Source organism: Streptomyces sp. SP17BM10, assembly GCF_036322405.1.
Lineage (GTDB): Bacteria > Actinomycetota > Actinomycetes > Streptomycetales > Streptomycetaceae > Kitasatospora.
Genome location: NZ_JAQYXB010000479.1, coordinates 46,637 through 62,230, shown reverse-complemented (window position 1 = coordinate 62,230; position 15,594 = coordinate 46,637). Strand labels below are relative to the sequence as shown.

Below are 15,594 nucleotides of genomic sequence, written 5' to 3'. Positions count from 1 at the left end.
AGGCCGTTCGTCGGCCCAGGCTCGGATTCTCTTACTCGTTACTCCTCGGGGGATGTAGCTCTTGAGCAGCACCGTCACCCGGCCTGATGGCGCAGGCGCGCCGGCCGGTCCTTCCGTTGTCGCTCCGGCGGCTCCGCCGCGCGCGCTGACGGCCCGGCGCCGTCGTCCGGCGCTGATTGGCCTGTCGGTGGCCTTGATCGCCGCTGGTGGTCTCCTTGGCGCCTTCGCCGTACTGACGACCGGGCAGCACAAAGCGGTCGTCGCGCTGGCGAAGCCGGTGGCCGAGGGCGCGGTGATCACCGACGCGGACCTGACCGAGGCGTCGATCACGCTGGACCCCGCCGCGATCAAGCCGATTCTCGCGGTCAACCGCGATGCGGTGGTCGGCAAGCGGGCGGCGAACAACCTGCACGCCGGCGCCCTGGTGACCAAGGAGGATCTGACCGACGCGCCGCTGATCGCCGCCGGGCAGCAGCTCGTGGGTGTGCTGCTCAAGCCGGGGCAGCTGCCGTCGACGCCGCTGACCCCAGGCACGGCGGTCTTGGTGGTGTCCACCCCGGGTGAGGACTCTGCCGCGGCGGCTGCGGCGAACGCCGCGAACGCCGCGCCGCCGTTCACAATGAAGGCCAAGGTGGTGCGGGTTGGCGACTCGGAGACCACCGGGAACCGCACGGTGGACCTCGCGGTGGCCGGCACCGACGGGCCTGCGCTGGCCGCCCGTGCGGCGACGGGGCGCATCGCGGTCATCGTCGCGGCAAAGGGCCAGGGCTGATGGCGGTCGTCACGGTCTCCGGCTGCACGGGTTCCCCGGGCGCCACGACCACCGCGCTGGCGCTGCTGCTTTCGTGGCCGCTGGAGCCGGGGCGGCGGGCGATCCTCGCGGAGTGCGACCCGGACGGCGGTTCTGTGGTGCTGGGGGCGCTGTCCGGGCGGACCCCCGGGTCGTACGGGCTGCGCAACCTCGCGGTGGCCGACCGGCAGGGGCAGCTGGGCGAGGCGTTCTGGCGTCAGCTGGTCGACCTGTCGGACCGCGGTACAGACCGGCTGCTTCTGCCGGGGATCACCGACCCGGCGCAGGCGGCCGGTCTGGCGTACACATGGGAGCGGCTGGCGGATTTGTTCACGTCGATCGAGAACGTTCTGCCCAGTCACGACGTGATCGTGGACCTCGGACGTTCCGGGGCGTTCGGCCTGGCATCGCCGCTGGTGCGCAAGGCGGACGTGCAGTTGGTGGTGGTGCGCGGCACCCTACGCGGCGTGCAGTCCGCGCAAGTGCGGGTGCGCGCGCTGCGCGAGGACCTGGAGGCCCACTCACCGGGGTCGGACGGCCTGGGTGCCGTACTGGTCGAGGCGGGACCCTATGGCGCCGACGAGGTGTCGCGCGAGCTGGGTGTGCCGGTGGTCATGACGCTGCCGCATTCGCCGAAGGCGGCAGCCGTGCTGTCGGACGGCGAGGAGGGCGGGCGCGGGTTCAAGCGCTCGGACCTGATGCGCGCGGCACGTACAGGGGCCGAGCGGGTCAGCGGCCTGGTCACCCAGCGTCGTGCGCGGCTGGCCCCCGTTCCCCGTTCAGATGCTCGGGGAGGACAGCCGAATGCTCAGCGGTAAGCCTCTCCACCCTGATCCGAGCGTGCAGCCGGTGCCGCAGGAGAGCGCAGCGGCGGCTGGTCCGTCCGCGCTGCCTTCAGGGCTGCGCTACGGGCCCGTGACAGCCGCTCCGGCGGCGACTGCCACGGCGACGCCGACACTGGTCACCCGCGCCCCTGCTGCCGCCCCGTCATTGCCCAGCTCACCCACGCCGACCGCGACGGCACCAACTGTCACCGCACCGGGTGCCGCCCGGCGTCCCGCACAGTCCGCCCCCCAGGCGCGCCGTGCCGCTCCGGTCGACGCCGTCGACCACGCTGTCGCGGCCCAGCTCAAGCGGCAGGTCGCCGACCGGCTCTCCCGGGAGCTGGAGCGCGACCCGTCGATGGACCAGGCGACTCAGATGCAGCGCGGCCGCGCGCTGATCAACGAGGCCGTGGCCGTGTGGGCGACCGCCGCCGCGGTCGACAGCGGGCTGCCCGTGCCGCCGGAGACCGCCCGGCGGATGTCCGGCGCCATCTACGACCTGCTGTTCCGCGCCGGCCGCCTCCAGCAGTACCTGGACGACGACCGCGTGGAGAACATCCTCGTGAACGGGTACGACCGGGTCTACATCGACTATGGCGACTCCCGGCGCGTCAAGGTGCCGCCGGTGGCGGAAAGCGAGGAGGACCTGCGGGAACTCCTGCGCGACCTCGCGCGTCGCAGCGGCTCGGGCGAGCGCACACTCTCCACCGCCAACCCCTTCCTGGCCCTGCGCCTGGAGGACGGCTCCCGCATGCAGGTGATCAGCGAAGTCACCCCGCGCACCTACGTGACGATCCGCCGTCACCGGGTACGAGACATGGACCTGAACGGCATGGTCGGACTCGGGTCGATCGACACCACCCTCGCCGCGTTCCTGGCCGCCCTGATCCGCGCGAAGAAGAACGTCATGGTGGTCGGCACCCAGGGTGTCGGCAAGACCAGTTTGCTGCGGGCGATGGCCCGCGAGATCCCCCCGGAGGAGCGGATCGGTACGCTGGAGACCGAGTTCGAGCTCTTTCTCCACGAGGACGACGGGCAGGAACGCCAGATCGTCCCGATGGAGGCCCGCGAAGGCAACGGCGAACGCGTCAACGGCCGCGCGGCCGGCGAGATCACGGTCGGCGACCTGATCTACCCGGCGCTGCGCATGAGCCTGCGCCGCATGGTCGTCGGCGAGGTCCGCGGCGCCGAGGTCGTGCCGATGCTGCGCGTCATGACCAACGGCGAGGGCGGGTCGCTGTGCACCCTGCACGCCCGCGAGCCGCACATGACCTTCGACCGCATCGCCGAGCTGTTCCTCGAGTACGGGCACGGCATGACCGAGAACCTGGCCTACCGCCAGTGCGCCAACGGCCTGGACTTCGTGGTGTTCGTGAAGATGATCGACGAGACCGGCATCGGCGGGCGGCGCCACCGCTTCGTCAGCCACGTGCTGGAGGTGACGGGCATGGGCGAGAACGGCCGCCCGTCCACCAACACGGTCTTCGGCCCGCGCCCAGAAATCGGCGAGGAGCGCGCGGTGCCCCTGATGCACCCCAGCTGCCTCGGAGACCTGATGCGCGTCGGTTTCCCCGCCGTCCTGCTGGACAACCCAGCTGGCACCTGGACCCGGCCGCTCGACCTGATGGTGAGGATGCCGTGACGCGTCTTCTGTTCGGCCTGGTCGCCGGCATGCTCCTCGTCGGTGGCCTGGTGGGCGCCGTCGTCGGCATCGTCGGCACCACGGCCCCACCCATGCCCGGCCCGGCCTCGCGCTTCCGTGCCGCCCTGACGTCCGGCGAGCGCGACGAACGCGCCCGCGCCCGAGCTCGCGCCCGGCTGCTCGCCTCGGCGGTGGGCGGTGTGCTGCTGTGGGTCGTCACCGGCTGGTTCATCCTCGGCCTGATCCTGGTGCTCGTGGTGGCGGGCCTGCCCTGGCTGCTCGCGTCCACGAGCAACAACAAGGCCCAGATCGAGAAACTGGACGCGCTCGCCGAGTGGACCCGGCGGCTGTCCGACGTGCTGATGCTGGGCATGGGCCTGGAACAGGCGATCATCTCCAGCCGCAAGACCGCTCCCGTGGTGCTGCAGGAGCCGGTGGGCGAACTGGCGGCACGTCTGCTGTCCGGGTGGCGCCCGGCCGATGCCCTGCGGGCGTTTGCCAACACCCTCGGCGACGCGACGGCCGACAAGGTCATCTCGGCGCTCATCCTCAAGGTGAGCGACCGCGGCCCCGGTCTCGCGCAGGCCCTCAACGACCTCGCAGACACCATCCGCGAAGAGGTGCGTCAGCGCCGCGACGTCGAGGCCGAGCGAGCCAAACCCCGCACCACTGTGAAGTGGCTGACGTGGATGACCGTCGGCATCGTCGTCCTCGGCAGCTTCGCCACCGACTATGTGCAGCCGTACGGGACGTTCCTGGGGCAGGTTGTTCTGGCGGTCTTGCTGCTCGGTTTCGTCGGCGTGCTGAGCTGGATGCGTTCGCTGGCCTCCTACAAGCCCACCCCGCGCTTCCTGATCGCGGACCCGCGTTCCAGCGTCAAGTTTCAGCAAGCCGCGGCTCCGACCGCCGGGCAGCCAGGTCCAGTTCAGGAGGTGTCCGCCCGATGATGATCAATCCGATAGCCGTGATCGGCGGCGCACTGGCCGGCGGCGGAGTGGCCCTATTCGTCCGAGCTATGGTGCGGCCCCAGCCGCACCTGGCCGCCACACTGGACGCCGTCAACAACCCGCGCGTCGTCGACACGACCGAGCTGACCCAGGACGAGCGCGTCGGCGCCTGGCTGGAGACACACCTCCAGCAGGTTCCCGGAGTGAGCATCCCCCGGACGAACCTGGCCCTGGTCGGCCAGAGCCCGGGCCGCTTCCTGCTGACCAAGGCGGCGCTCGCCTTCATGGGCCTGCTGATCCCGTCCATGCTGTGCGCCATGTGGGCCATTGTTGGGCTGACCATGCCGATAGCCGTGCCGGTTGTGGTGTCGCTGGCACTTGCCGCGCTCCTGTGGTTCGCGCCGGACCTCGCCCTGCGCGACCAGGCCAAACGGGCCCGCCAGGAGTTCGCCCACGCCATCGCCGCCTATCTGGAACTGGTGGCGCTGGAGCGGGCCGGTGACGCCGGTCCCGCCGAAGCGCTGGAGAAGGCCGCCGCGGTCGCCGAGAGCTGGGCCTTCGTCCGCCTGCAACAGGCATTCGCCCGGGCCCGGGTCGACAAGATCGCCCCCTGGGAGAGCCTGCGCCAGCTCGCTGCCGATCTCGACCTGCCGGTCCTCGCCGACGTCGCCGACATCATGCGCCTGTCCGCGAACGACGGCGCCGCCGTCTACACCACGCTCCGCAGCCGGGCGAAGAGCTTGCGCACGGAGCTGATGGCGGGCCAGACCGAGGAGGCGAACGCGGCCTCCGAGGCAATGACCGCACCGGGCGCCGTTATGGCCGTTCTGGTCATGGCACTCATCGCGTTCCCGTCCATCATCCGCATCATGAACGGCTGACCCGTCATGGGACGAGCAGCACACATCAACGGGAGGAAACCCATGAACAAGTTCGGCATCAAGGTGCGCGAGGCAGTAGCCGCAGACCCCGAGAACCTGCCGCTGCTGGCAGTGATCGACGTCCTGTCCACCCGGATCAAGGCGCTGCGTGAGGACAACGCCGAGCGCGGTGACATCAGCATCACCACGGTCATCGTTTGGGTGGCCGTCATCGCCTGTGCCATCGGGATCGCTGGCGTGATCGGGATCCTTGCCTCCAAGTACAAGGACCAGCTGACGAACTCCGACAAGAAGTGACCGAGCATCAAGGCGTCTGCACGTCAGAGGAACCGGGCCGTCGCCATTGGCGGCGGCCCTTCCTCGCCGACGACCGCGGTGACGTGTCCATCGAGATGGCCATCGTCTTCCCGCTGGTCATCGTCCTCACCATGATGGTTGTCCAGGTTGGCCTGTGGTACTACGCCCGGGAGATCGCCCTGTCCGCGGCCCGTTCGGGCGTAACGGCTGGACGCGGTCACCAGGACTCGCCGGACAAGGGCGTCACGCGGGCGAGGGAGGTCCTTGACCGGACCGCGGGCAGCTCGCTGCTACAGGCGGGCGCGAGCGTCTCCTCGACCGCGGACCGGATCACCGTCCGGGTGACCGGGCGCGCGCCGAGCCTGCTGCCGTTCCTGTCGGGTCCGTCCATTGACCAGAGCGCATCCGCGCCCCGAGAGCACTGGACTGGCCATTGACGCTCCGTAAGCTCACTCGTCGCCGGGACGAGGGCAGCGCCTCCATCGAGGCGGCCATCCTCGTCCCGGTCCTCATGCTGTTCATCGCCATGGCGTTCATGGCCGGACGGATCGCCCTCGCGGGCCAGGGCATCGACTCGGCCGCCGAGGACGCCGCGCGTGATGCCTCCATCGCCCGCAACCCGGACGCGGCCGCCGCCGCCGCCGCGTCGGCGGCCCGGAACACCCTGGCCCAGCAAGGCCTGCACTGCCAGGGCACCCCGAGCGTCAGCGTTGCCGTGAACATGGGCCCCACGGGAACGGGCGGCACCGTCACCGCCACCGTGGTCTGCAATGTCGCGCTGAGCGACCTCGCTTTCCCCGGCGCGCCCGGCAGCCACACCCTTCGCAGCACATTCACCTCTGCCATCGACCGGTTCGTGGAGCGCTGATGACCGACCGCACGACGCGGACCGCCCGCAGGCGCGTCACCGAACGATTCGGGGACCGCCGCGACACCGGGAGCATCGCCCTGTGGTGCGCGATCCTGGTGCCCGCGCTCCTGCTGATCATCGGGCTGACCATCGACGGCGGCGGCAAGATCCGCGCCACCGAGCGCGCCAACCGCATCGCCCAGGAAGCCGCCCGTACGGGCGGCCAGCAGCTCGATGCCGGCCAGGCCATCCCGGGCAAGGCAATCGTCGTCGACCCCGGCAAGGCCGTGGCGGCCGCGACGGCCTACCTCGCCGCGAACGGGGCCACCGGCACCGCCTCCGTCGAGGACGGCGGCCGGAAGCTCTACGTCAAAGTCGACGGTCCCGCTTACCGCACCAAGTTCTTCTCGCTGATGGGTATCGGCGAACTCGACGTCCACGGCGAGGCGACCGCAACCCTCGTCTACGGAGTGAACGGACCGGAGGCCCCCTGATGTCCCGACGTCCCGCCGTCCGGCGCCGCAGCGTACTCGCCGACCTCCTGCGCATGCTGGTCTCGCTGATCGCGCTGCTGGCTCTGCTGGTCGCCCTGCCGATCGGCCTCTACGTGGCGACCCGGGCCCTGCTGCCGCTGGGCCTGGACAGTCTCGGCTCGCCGGGCGACCTGCTCACCAAGCAGGACACCGGCGGGCTGGCCCTGCTGGTCCTCGCCGCCGTCGGATGGATCGGCTGGGTGCAGTTCGCTCTGTCCGTCCTGCTGGAGATCCCGGCGCAGTTGCGCGGGCGCAAGGCGCCGAAGATCCGCGGCTTCGCACTCAGCCAGCGGGCCGCGGCCGGCCTGGTCGGCGGGATCCTGATCCTGCTGCCCACGGCGGGAGGCGCGTTCGCCGCCACCGCCGCGCCCACGATGCCGGTTCCGCAGGCCCGGGTGGCGGCAAGCGCGTCCGCCGTCGCCGGACAGCAGGGCCAGATCCAGGTCCAGAGCACGGCGGTCCAGGCCTCGTCGGACCACCGGGTCTACACCGTCAAGGACACCAGCCCGGCCGACAGCCTGTGGAGCATCGCGGAGCACCAGCTCGGCGACGGTGCGCGCTGGCACGAGATCGCCGCCCTCAACGAGGGCCGGACAATGCCCGGCGGGGCAGTGTTCCACGCTTCGGGCGACATCCAGCCCGGCTGGCAGCTCTACCTGCCCGGGGACGCGACGGGTGCGCCGGCCGGGACTTCGGACACACGTCCCGCGGATGCACCGGCCACCGTGACCGTCCATGCCGGAGACACTCTGTCGTCCATCGCCGAGAGGGAACTGGGCGATGGCGACCGCTACCCCGAACTCGCCGAGGCCAACGTCGGGCACACCATGGCGGACGGGCGGCAGATGACCAACCCCGACGAGATCTTCCCGGGGTGGACCATCACCATCCCGCAGCCGTCCAAGGCGGCTCCCCCCGCCGCGGCGACACCTTCCACCCCGGCCCCCGCCACGCAGCCGCCTGCCGCGCAGCCGCCCCAGAGCCCGGCACCCGAGACCCCGGCGCCAGCGGAGCAAACGCCGGCCGCACAGCAACCGGCTCCGTCCGTGCCGTCGACCGTGCCGACCCCGGCGCCAAGCACCGCACCGGCGGCTACACCGAGTACCGTGCCGACCACGGCGCCCTCGGCCGCACCAAGCACCGCACCGTCAACCAACCCGGTCGCCTCGCCGGCGCAGACGCCCACCAGTACACCGGCCCCGGCGCAGAGCCCCGCGCAGCCGTCGGCATCCGCGACAGCTCCCACGCAGGCAGCCTCCCCGTCCGCGACCACCTCGGCCGCGCCCTCCGCCAGCGCCATCGCTGAGGCCCCTCAGCCGGCCGGGCCAGCCACCGAGTCGCAGAAGGCGGACGCCCCCGAGGCAAGCTCGGCAGAGCTGGTGCAGAGCAGCTCCTCCGTCGACATCGCCGCCATCGCCACCTGGGGCGGCCTGGCCGCAGCAGGCATCGTGTCCGCGCTGGGTCTGAAGCGCATGCTCCAGCAGCGCGGCCGCCGCCGGGGCGAGCAGATCCGCATGCCGCAAGCGGCCCCGGCTGCCCCCATGCAGCCCGCGCAGGTCGACCCGGTCGCGGCGGCCTCCCACCGGCTCGCGGATCTGGAACGGCGCCTGCGGGCCACTGAGGACCCCGTCGGAGCGGATCTCGTCGACCGGGCGCTGCGCACGCTGGCAGCCAGGCTCGCCGAGCAGGGCCGCCCGCTGCCCAAGGTGGCCGCGGTGCTGCTCAGCCCGACCTCGCTCGACCTGGTGCTACTGGAAGGAGCCGAGCAGCCTGTCGCGCCGTTCGCCCCGACTGCGGACCCGACACGCTGGAGGTGCCCCGCCGTGGGTGCGGACCTGCTCGACGCGGAGAGCGCCCGATACATCGTCGCCCCCTATCCGGCGCTGGCGACGCTCGGACGTGACGGCAATGACCTCGTCCTGGTGGACCTGGAGACGCTCGGGGTCCTCCTGCTCGACGTGAACGACGCGCGGCCGATCGTCCGCGCGCTCGCCGTCGAACTCGCCTCGGCGCCCTGGCGGGACGACCTCGGCGTCCTGCTGGCCGGTCTCGACGATGGCCTCGCCCAGCTCGACAGCGGCTACGGCCGCCTACAGCCGGTGGGCACCCTGACCGAGGCGCTCACGGATCTGACGTCCTGGAACCAGGTCATCCGCCAGGCCCTCACTGACGCCGGCATCCCGAGCGTCCGGCACGCCCGGACCACCTCGGCCACCCCGGATTCGTGGACCCCGCGCATCGCTGTCAGCGCAGTGCCGCTCACGACCGGCGACGTTGCCGACGCCGGCCAGCTGTACTCCAACCCCGTGTGCGGCGCCTTGATCGCCCCGGCCAGCCGCGACGTGCTGCCGCAGGTGGTGCGACTGCCCGGACTTGGCGGTGGCCCGCTTACCATCGGCGGTTTCACCCTCGGGCACATGGTGCCCCAGCGCATCACGGACGAGGACTTCGACGCGCTGATGGAACTCTTCGGCCTCACGAGTGAGCCGAGCGAGGCGCCGGCAGCGGACGAGACCGCGGTGGTGCCGCCCGCCACGGTGCTGGACCTGGGACCGGTGCTGCCGACCACCGTCGTGAACCTTGGACCGGTGCCGCCTGCGACGGTGCTGGACCTTGGACCGGTGCCGCCTGCGACGGTGCTGGACCTTGGACCGGTGCCGCCTGCCACCGTGGACGAGGTGGTGAGCGAGACGGCTGACGAAGCGGTCCACGAGGCCGAAGAGTCCGTCGGCCTCCCCGACCCGACCGGACCTGTGGTCAACGTCCTCGGCCCGGTTCACCTGACGGGCGTCGATACCAGCTCCATTCAGCCGGCCGCCAGCATGCGCCTGACCGAGGTCGCCGCGTGGATCGCGCTGCACCCCGGCCAAGCGATGCAGCAGCTCACCGTCGACCTCAACCCCTCCGACCCGAACTCCGTCTCGTCGGCCGGGCTCGTTTCCGCGCTGCGGCGCTGGCTCGGCAGCGCCGACGACGACACCCCGCACCTGCCCCAGGACACTGGCGCGGGCCTGCGGTTTGGCCCACACGTCGCTTCCGACTGGGACCGGTTCCTCCAGCTCACCAGCCAAGGCACCCACCGTGCCCGGCAGCAAGCGCTCGCCCTCGTCGCCGGCCGGCCTTTCGCCGATGTTCCCCTGCGTCGTTACATCTGGGCGGAGGGCTACCGGCAGCAGATCATTGCCGCCGTCGTCGATACGGCCGCTCAGGTGGCCGAGCACTGCCTGGAGGTACGTGACCACCGCGGAGCCCTCGAGGCGGCCGACACCGGGATCCGGGTCGAGGCCGCAGCCGAGTCGCTGTACCGCCTGGCCATGCGAGCCGCCCACCTCGCGGGCGACCGCGAGAGCGTCGAGCGGTACGCGGACCGGCTCGAAGCCGTCCTCGAGCAGCTCGGCGCCCAGATGGAACCCGCCACCTCCGAGCTGCTGCACAGCCTGCTGACCGCGGACCCGCGCCTGGCCGGGTGGCCTTCATGACCGCACCCGCTGACGCCCCTGCCGATGCCCCGGCCCCGACCAGGGGCGTCGGCAGACGGCTCGACAGCGACAGCATGGCGGTCCTGCGTAGGCACGCCGCCGCGGTCGGCGCCGCGGCGGTGGCCGCAGGGGCGGCACTCGCCTGGCGCTTCGGCGCCTCGCCGCTCCTGCCGGCCTACCTGGTGTTCGTCGCTCTCGGCTGCGCCCTGAGCGCGGTCGACCTCGCGCTGCACCGGCTGCCGGACGCTCTCACCCTGCCCGCTTATCCGCTATTCGCACTGCTGCTGGCTTATCCGTCAGTGCAGGAGCCCGGTGCGGCGCTACGAGCGCTCCTCGCCGCCGTGGCAGCGCTCGTCTTCTACTTCGCCGCCGCATTACTGCCGGACGGCCCGGGTCTGGGCGATGTGAAAGCCGCCGGCCCTATTGGCGCACTGCTCGGCTGGACCGGCTGGTACGCGGTCATTGCCGGCACGTTCCTCGCGTTCGTCCTCACTGCACTTGCCGGTAGCGTCCAGATCCTCGCCCGCCGGGCGCGCGGCCGCAGCCGGCTCCCCTTCGGCCCGTCCCTGTACGGCGGGGCTGTCCTGGCGCTGCTGCTGTTCGGCCGCTAGGAGTAAACGCCCGAGCTGAATCCGGCGGAGATCACACGCCGAACACGTACAAAGCGCGTCCAATCGGTTCTGGCGAAGCGCAGAGAGTCGGCTGGCTGGTGCGCCGCCCGTCTCGGCTACCGGCTGCCAGGCACCCGGCGAAGTACGTCACGCAGCAGGTGGACCGTGCCCTCGGTGAGGACGGTGCGGTGTTCCTCCGCCAGGGTGAGCAGTTCGGCGGCCTGTGCGGGGTCGGCGCCGAGGGCCGGAACCGGGCGGGTGATCCAGGGGTGCGGGGTGAGTTCGCGGATCCGTGTGGTGGCGTCGGTCCGGCCCCGGGCGGCGAGCCTGGGGTGGGTGTCGCCGCTCGCGAGGACGGCGGCGCGCAGTGCGGTGAAGCGGTCGCGCCGACTCAGCAGCCGGTAGCCAGCGCGCCGGACAGCCGGCCGCTGAGGGTCGGTGAGCATGTCCCAGAGCAGGTCGGCGGGCAGGTGGGTGGCACTGGGGAGGAGGGCCGCAGCGGCCTCCTTGACCACCGCGGCGGAGTCGTCCCGCAGCAGCGCCGTGACCCGGGGCACGGGCACCACGTCGAGGCTCCGCAGGGCCCGCAGGACGTGGGCGCGGACCTGGGGGGCCGGGTTGTCCAGGAGCGCGGTGAGCAGGGGGACATAGGCCCGGCCACCGGTCTCGGCGAGCCCTCCGATCGCCCCGACCTGCGGCTCGGCAGCCTGCACGGCCGCGCGGTAGTGCGCCAGCGGGTCCGTGCCGGTGCGGCGTGCCGCCTCCCGCGCCAGGGCCCGGATCAGCGCGGACGGGTCATCGAGGTACGGCACCACGGTCTGCGGTGAGCCGGTGCGCATCAGCCCGGTGAGGGCGGTGATGCGCACCTCGGCGTGACGGCTGCGGGCCAGCCGGCGCAGCAACTCGGCCTGGTCGGTCCACACCGCCTGCCGGGCTGCGGCCTCGGCGGCCCGGGCCCTGACCTGGCGGTCGGGGTCGCGCTCGGCGAGGGCCGCGAGGTCGCGGAGCCCGAGGCGGTGGGCGACGGCGTCCAGGGCGAAGCGGCGCACCGGCGCCTCGGGGGCCGTGAGGAGCGTTCCAGCCAGGGCCGTGGTCGACCTGGTCAGCAACGGCACGAGCAGCTGGGCGTGGGCGAAGGCGCCGCGCCGGCGCCGGTTGATCAGCAAGGCCGTGCGCACGGTCGCCGGAGTGGCCAGCAGGGGGTTGGCGTGGAGCAGCACGGCCAGGCCCGCGCACGCCGTGTCCCGTACCTGCCGGACCCAGTCGCTGGTGCGCAGCACGAGGAACGGCATAGTCCCGGGGTGCGGCTGGTCCAGCATCCGCCGCACCGCCCGCTCACGGATACGACCGTCGGCATGCGAGGCCGCGACGGCGAGCACGACCGGGTCTGCTTCGGCGAGCCCGGGGGTGGGGCGCGTCGGATGCCACCACTCCCGTCGTATGAAGGCATCCAGGTGCAGCAGCAGCGCCGGGCGCTCCGTCAGCGCGCGCAGCGCCTCGAACGAGTCTCCGGGACTCCCGGTCCGACCGACCTCCAGCAGCGCGGCGATCAGCTCCTCGAGCGCACCTCCGTCCCGAACCCGCGCCCCCGCAACCGCCAGCCGGACACGCTCCAGAACATCCAAACCGGCAGACGACGGCAAGGGCGGAACAGGCTGCTGACGACGGACGAAGAAGTTCACCGCGCCATCCTGCCGGAGCCGACCGACTGGCCGCTTCCCATATACGACGCCACGAGCTTCCCGGGCCTGACGGTGCTCACCGGTGCCCGGATACTCGCCGATAGGCGACGACCGCACCCGGTTCGACACTGCCCGCGATCTGAAGGCCTACGCCGGAAGCGCCCCCGTGACGCGAGAGTCCGGCAGGAGCCGACGCGCCAGCCATCGACGGATCAAGAGCCAGTGGACACGCCCTACGCGCTGGTGGCAGACGTCAACAAGGGCATCCGTACGGGGACGCCCGAAAGTGGTCAGGTCGAGATCCCGTCTGTGAGCACCAACGGCCCGCCTACGACGGACATGGCTGCCAAACGATGGGGGACAGCACCGGCTGGCCGTCAGAGTGTCGCCTGTTTCGCCCTCGTGAACCCCATGTGTGTGCTTGAATCGCTGGCGGCAGGGAGCCACAAGGCAAACAAGGAGGCACGGCCGTCGGACGGGACGCGAAGCGGGCCAAGCAGGCCCGCCGGGACAAGCGCAGGCGGGCAACTGGCATGCCGCCATTTCCGGAAGCAGCGATGAGACGCATTCTGGCAGCGTGGGATCAGGCAGTCGCCGCGGGGCTTATGGACGACGGGGCGGAGACGAAGTACCACGTCGCCCCGGACGGACAGGTGCTCTCCGTCGCGGTGGGCACCAGCGGGCAGCTGTTGGCCAATGGCGAACCGCTGACGCCATCCGTGGCCGACCGACTCCGCCTGGAGATGCCCTGGCTGGCTGGGATCGTCACCTTCTACGAGAACAACCAGGCCGCCGGCCGAGGCCTGGAGGGCTCTCCGGAGGACGGCGTCAGCCTGTTGGAGCCGCCCGCGGGCGACTAGCACCAGATCGCTATGGTGTCGCGAGTTGCGTAAAGTGTGCGCTTTGTGTCAATCTGAATTGCATGACGCAAAAGACACCAGCTCAACTGAGGGCCGACGCGGAACAGACCCTCCGGGACCCGGGGCGGCGCCGGATGAAGCTCCTGGCCCAGCTGGAAGAGCTCGACGCTGAACTGCGCCCACTGATCCGGGCCGCCCGTGAGATGGAGCTCCCGATCCGGCGGATCACGGAGCTCACGGCCGTGGCCCCGAACACGATCCGAGCCTGGACGAAGGACGGTTAGGGGCGGACGCGACAGGCACCACCGGATTCGGTACCAGCACCCGGATGAGGGAGATCTCATGGTGAGGGTAGAAACGGACATGGCGCCGGAAGGCGGGCGGCTGTGGGGGGCGACAATCACCCCATACGGACATGCCCGCTCTGGCTCGTGGATTGTCCAGTGCTTCAGTGCGAGGTGTGCGCGGCTCGGCCCGTTTGCTGACCTCAGGCAGGCGCGTGCCGCGCTGCTGGCTCACCTCGGTGACCATCACCAGGCCGCTGGGGCCGTTCCCGAGCAGCTGCGCTGCCGGTGTCGTACTGAAGGCCACTCATGGCACCCCGGACCATCGCAGGCGCTCTGTGCCGGCAGCGGGGTGCGGGTTCTGTCCTCCGATCCAAGTGGGGTTGCTTGGCGGTTGAGCGAGGTCTGCCGGACCTGTGCGGAGCAGATTCCCCGGGCGAAGGTCGTCGGCGCGCAGGCGAGGCGGACTCTGAGTGGGCGAGCGGATCACATCGACGCGCCGAATCAAGCGACGCACAGGAATACCGCAGCCAGCTTCCTTCCTCCTCAGCCCCCGACCAGCCCGCAGGCGCCAAGCTGCGCGACCAACACCGAGCCGAACCCGCCCAAGGCCGCAGGCCAAAACCGCCTGCTGACGTTCCACCAAGGGCAGGCGGCACGCCAGCTTCTTGCCTATATCGCCACGTTGCCACTCACAAGTCTCGACGCCCGGCTGCTAGCGACCACTGTCGCGATTAGGGCGGCTCGTGAGGGCCGGGCCAACTTCATCGGGCAGGACCTGCGCGCCCTGCGCCTGGACGATCCGGCCCAGGCCCTCGCCGATCTCGGCACGCTCGGCTGGCTGCCCGACGGAGACCTGCTGAATGGCGATGCGTCGCAGGCCATCTCGATCACCGCCCCCGGCCTCGGACCCGAAGGCCCGTTGCAGTTCGGCAAGCAGACCCGTACTCGAGTGTCCGGCTGGACCTCACGTGTTGTGGCGGCTAAGCCCCTCAAAAAGGCCAGGTCTGACCTGCGCCTTGCAGCCCTCTACCTGGCTGCTCACGCCGACCCTGGCGGTCGCGGTACGGTCGCCGGCCTGCCCCAGGAATGCGAGGCGGCGGTGCCAGGACTCCACGATGCCGGCTACCTCGACGCGCTCGAGCACCCCGACTACGGGATCGCCGAGGGGCTTCTGCACCTCGTTCCCTCCCCCGATCTCACACCCGCGCCCCGCCTGGACCGCCCTGAACGGTTCCGCACGGCTGACGGGTACCCGAAGACTTCCGCCACCCGCATCGGCACTCCGCGTCGTTCCTCGCGAATGCTGGAAAGGGAGTAGCGGCATCGGAGGACGCCGATGAAAAACGGTGCCCATAGAGGACCTGATGGGCCATCGAGTCACCGCTTGACGAGCGCACCGGGGCAACCTTTCACAAACGGGATCACCCGGAACCAGACGACAGTGCTCAGCAAGGGACCCAGCGCTCTGCAGCGATCGACTGCCCGTGGTGCTGTGTGTGGGAATGGCGCCGAGTCGGTCCCCCGCCCGACGGAGGCTGACGGGGCGCCGAAGGCTGTGCGGCCGGCGACACCGGCATCACGTGGGATGACGGGGGCCCGGTCGCGACGGGGGCCTCCGCCTCGCGGCCCTCGACCTGGCCGATAACGCCGATCCCGGCGGTCGCAGGACGCTTTCCGGCCGGCGGAATGCGAAGCCGCGGCCCTCCGCCTCCACACCACCGGCCTCCTCCGCGAGTTCGACCGCCCCCGGTACCGGATCGCGCGAACACTGCTGCACCTCATCCCCTCACCCGACCTCACGGCCCCCGCCCCGCCGGGACCATCCCGGCCTAAGCCCCGCGCCCGGCGGGCAGCCGAGGCCCCCCGGGTCCTGCGGAACGGACGGCTTCGCGGCCCTTCGCGCATGCCGGG

At 71.4% G+C, this 15,594-nt stretch carries 15 protein-coding genes and 1 pseudogene; 15 read left to right on the top strand and 1 reads right to left on the bottom strand.

Features of this window, described 5'->3' with window-relative positions:
- Positions 1-61 precede the first annotated feature (61 nt).
- From PUR71_RS07195 to PUR71_RS07145, 11 genes are all read left to right on the top strand, one after another.
- Positions 62-772 carry an SAF domain-containing protein gene (locus tag PUR71_RS07195; RefSeq protein ID WP_329925501.1) on the top strand — a complete coding sequence of 237 codons (711 nt, stop codon included), beginning with the start codon at positions 62-64 and terminating at the stop codon, positions 770-772.
- Positions 772-1,608: a hypothetical protein gene (locus PUR71_RS07190; RefSeq protein ID WP_329925500.1), complete on the top strand. Its 837-nt coding sequence runs from the start codon at positions 772-774 to the stop codon at positions 1,606-1,608. Before PUR71_RS07195 ends, PUR71_RS07190 begins: the two co-directional genes overlap by 1 nt.
- A gap of 172 nt (positions 1,609-1,780) precedes the next feature.
- Positions 1,781-3,256, top strand: coding sequence for a CpaF family protein (locus tag PUR71_RS07185; protein WP_329925499.1), 1,476 nt, complete (start codon positions 1,781-1,783; stop codon positions 3,254-3,256).
- The gene (locus tag PUR71_RS07180; protein WP_329925498.1) at positions 3,253-4,203 is read left to right on the top strand and encodes a type II secretion system F family protein; all 951 of its coding nucleotides are present in this window, start codon (positions 3,253-3,255) and stop codon (positions 4,201-4,203) included. The genes PUR71_RS07185 and PUR71_RS07180 overlap by 4 nt, the downstream gene beginning before the upstream one ends.
- On the top strand, positions 4,200-5,084 hold the full coding sequence (locus PUR71_RS07175; protein ID WP_329925497.1) for a hypothetical protein: 885 nt from the start codon (positions 4,200-4,202) through the stop codon (positions 5,082-5,084). Before PUR71_RS07180 ends, PUR71_RS07175 begins: the two co-directional genes overlap by 4 nt.
- Before the next feature lie 42 nt (positions 5,085-5,126).
- Positions 5,127-5,381 (top strand): hypothetical protein, encoded by a 255-nt coding sequence (locus PUR71_RS07170; RefSeq protein ID WP_329925496.1) that lies wholly within the window; start codon positions 5,127-5,129, stop codon positions 5,379-5,381.
- 83 nt (positions 5,382-5,464) lie between these two features.
- Complete coding sequence (locus PUR71_RS07165) at positions 5,465-5,818, top strand: TadE family protein (protein ID WP_329925495.1); 354 nt, start codon at positions 5,465-5,467, stop codon at positions 5,816-5,818.
- Positions 5,815-6,249, top strand: coding sequence for a TadE family protein (locus tag PUR71_RS07160; RefSeq protein WP_329925494.1), 435 nt, complete (start codon positions 5,815-5,817; stop codon positions 6,247-6,249). Before PUR71_RS07165 ends, PUR71_RS07160 begins: the two co-directional genes overlap by 4 nt.
- The gene (locus tag PUR71_RS07155; protein ID WP_329925493.1) at positions 6,249-6,725 is read left to right on the top strand and encodes a TadE/TadG family type IV pilus assembly protein; all 477 of its coding nucleotides are present in this window, start codon (positions 6,249-6,251) and stop codon (positions 6,723-6,725) included. Before PUR71_RS07160 ends, PUR71_RS07155 begins: the two co-directional genes overlap by 1 nt.
- The gene (locus tag PUR71_RS07150; RefSeq protein WP_329925492.1) at positions 6,725-10,243 is read left to right on the top strand and encodes a LysM peptidoglycan-binding domain-containing protein; all 3,519 of its coding nucleotides are present in this window, start codon (positions 6,725-6,727) and stop codon (positions 10,241-10,243) included. Before PUR71_RS07155 ends, PUR71_RS07150 begins: the two co-directional genes overlap by 1 nt.
- Positions 10,240-10,854, top strand: a complete 615-nt coding sequence (locus PUR71_RS07145; RefSeq protein WP_329925491.1) for an A24 family peptidase — start codon at positions 10,240-10,242, stop codon at positions 10,852-10,854. The genes PUR71_RS07150 and PUR71_RS07145 overlap by 4 nt, the downstream gene beginning before the upstream one ends.
- A gap of 116 nt (positions 10,855-10,970) precedes the next feature.
- Here the strand turns inward: PUR71_RS07145 and PUR71_RS07140 are convergent, their stop codons facing one another.
- Entirely contained in the window at positions 10,971-12,479 is a 1,509-nt protein-coding gene (locus PUR71_RS07140; protein WP_329925490.1) for a HEAT repeat domain-containing protein, read from the bottom strand.
- A 108-nt stretch (positions 12,480-12,587) separates the two neighbouring features.
- Between PUR71_RS07140 and PUR71_RS07135 the strand changes: the two are divergent.
- The 4 genes and pseudogenes from PUR71_RS07135 to PUR71_RS07120 all read left to right on the top strand — a co-directional run.
- Positions 12,588-12,759: pseudogene (locus PUR71_RS07135) on the top strand (transposase); the annotation flags it as partial.
- A 382-nt stretch (positions 12,760-13,141) separates the two neighbouring features.
- A complete protein-coding gene (locus tag PUR71_RS07130; protein ID WP_329925489.1) occupies positions 13,142-13,396 on the top strand; it encodes a hypothetical protein in 255 nt (84 codons plus the stop codon).
- Between the two features lie 134 nt (positions 13,397-13,530).
- Positions 13,531-13,680: a hypothetical protein gene (locus PUR71_RS07125; protein ID WP_329925488.1), complete on the top strand. Its 150-nt coding sequence runs from the start codon at positions 13,531-13,533 to the stop codon at positions 13,678-13,680.
- 394 nt (positions 13,681-14,074) lie between these two features.
- Positions 14,075-15,001 (top strand): hypothetical protein, encoded by a 927-nt coding sequence (locus PUR71_RS07120; protein ID WP_329925487.1) that lies wholly within the window; start codon positions 14,075-14,077, stop codon positions 14,999-15,001.
- The last annotated feature ends 593 nt before the right edge of the window (positions 15,002-15,594 follow it).

Excerpts from the sequence above, each read along its gene's own strand:
- PUR71_RS07190 (WP_329925500.1), top strand. The coding sequence starts at position 772 with ATGGCGGTCGTCACGGTCTCCGGCTGCACGGGTTCCCCGGGCGCCACG.
- PUR71_RS07175 (WP_329925497.1), top strand. The coding sequence starts at position 4,200 with ATGATGATCAATCCGATAGCCGTGATCGGCGGCGCACTGGCCGGCGGC.
- PUR71_RS07170 (WP_329925496.1), top strand. The coding sequence starts at position 5,127 with ATGAACAAGTTCGGCATCAAGGTGCGCGAGGCAGTAGCCGCAGACCCC.
- PUR71_RS07155 (WP_329925493.1), top strand. The coding sequence starts at position 6,249 with ATGACCGACCGCACGACGCGGACCGCCCGCAGGCGCGTCACCGAACGA.
- PUR71_RS07150 (WP_329925492.1), top strand. The coding sequence starts at position 6,725 with ATGTCCCGACGTCCCGCCGTCCGGCGCCGCAGCGTACTCGCCGACCTC.
- PUR71_RS07145 (WP_329925491.1), top strand. The coding sequence starts at position 10,240 with ATGACCGCACCCGCTGACGCCCCTGCCGATGCCCCGGCCCCGACCAGG.
- PUR71_RS07130 (WP_329925489.1), top strand. The coding sequence starts at position 13,142 with ATGGACGACGGGGCGGAGACGAAGTACCACGTCGCCCCGGACGGACAG.
- PUR71_RS07125 (WP_329925488.1), top strand. The coding sequence starts at position 13,531 with ATGAAGCTCCTGGCCCAGCTGGAAGAGCTCGACGCTGAACTGCGCCCA.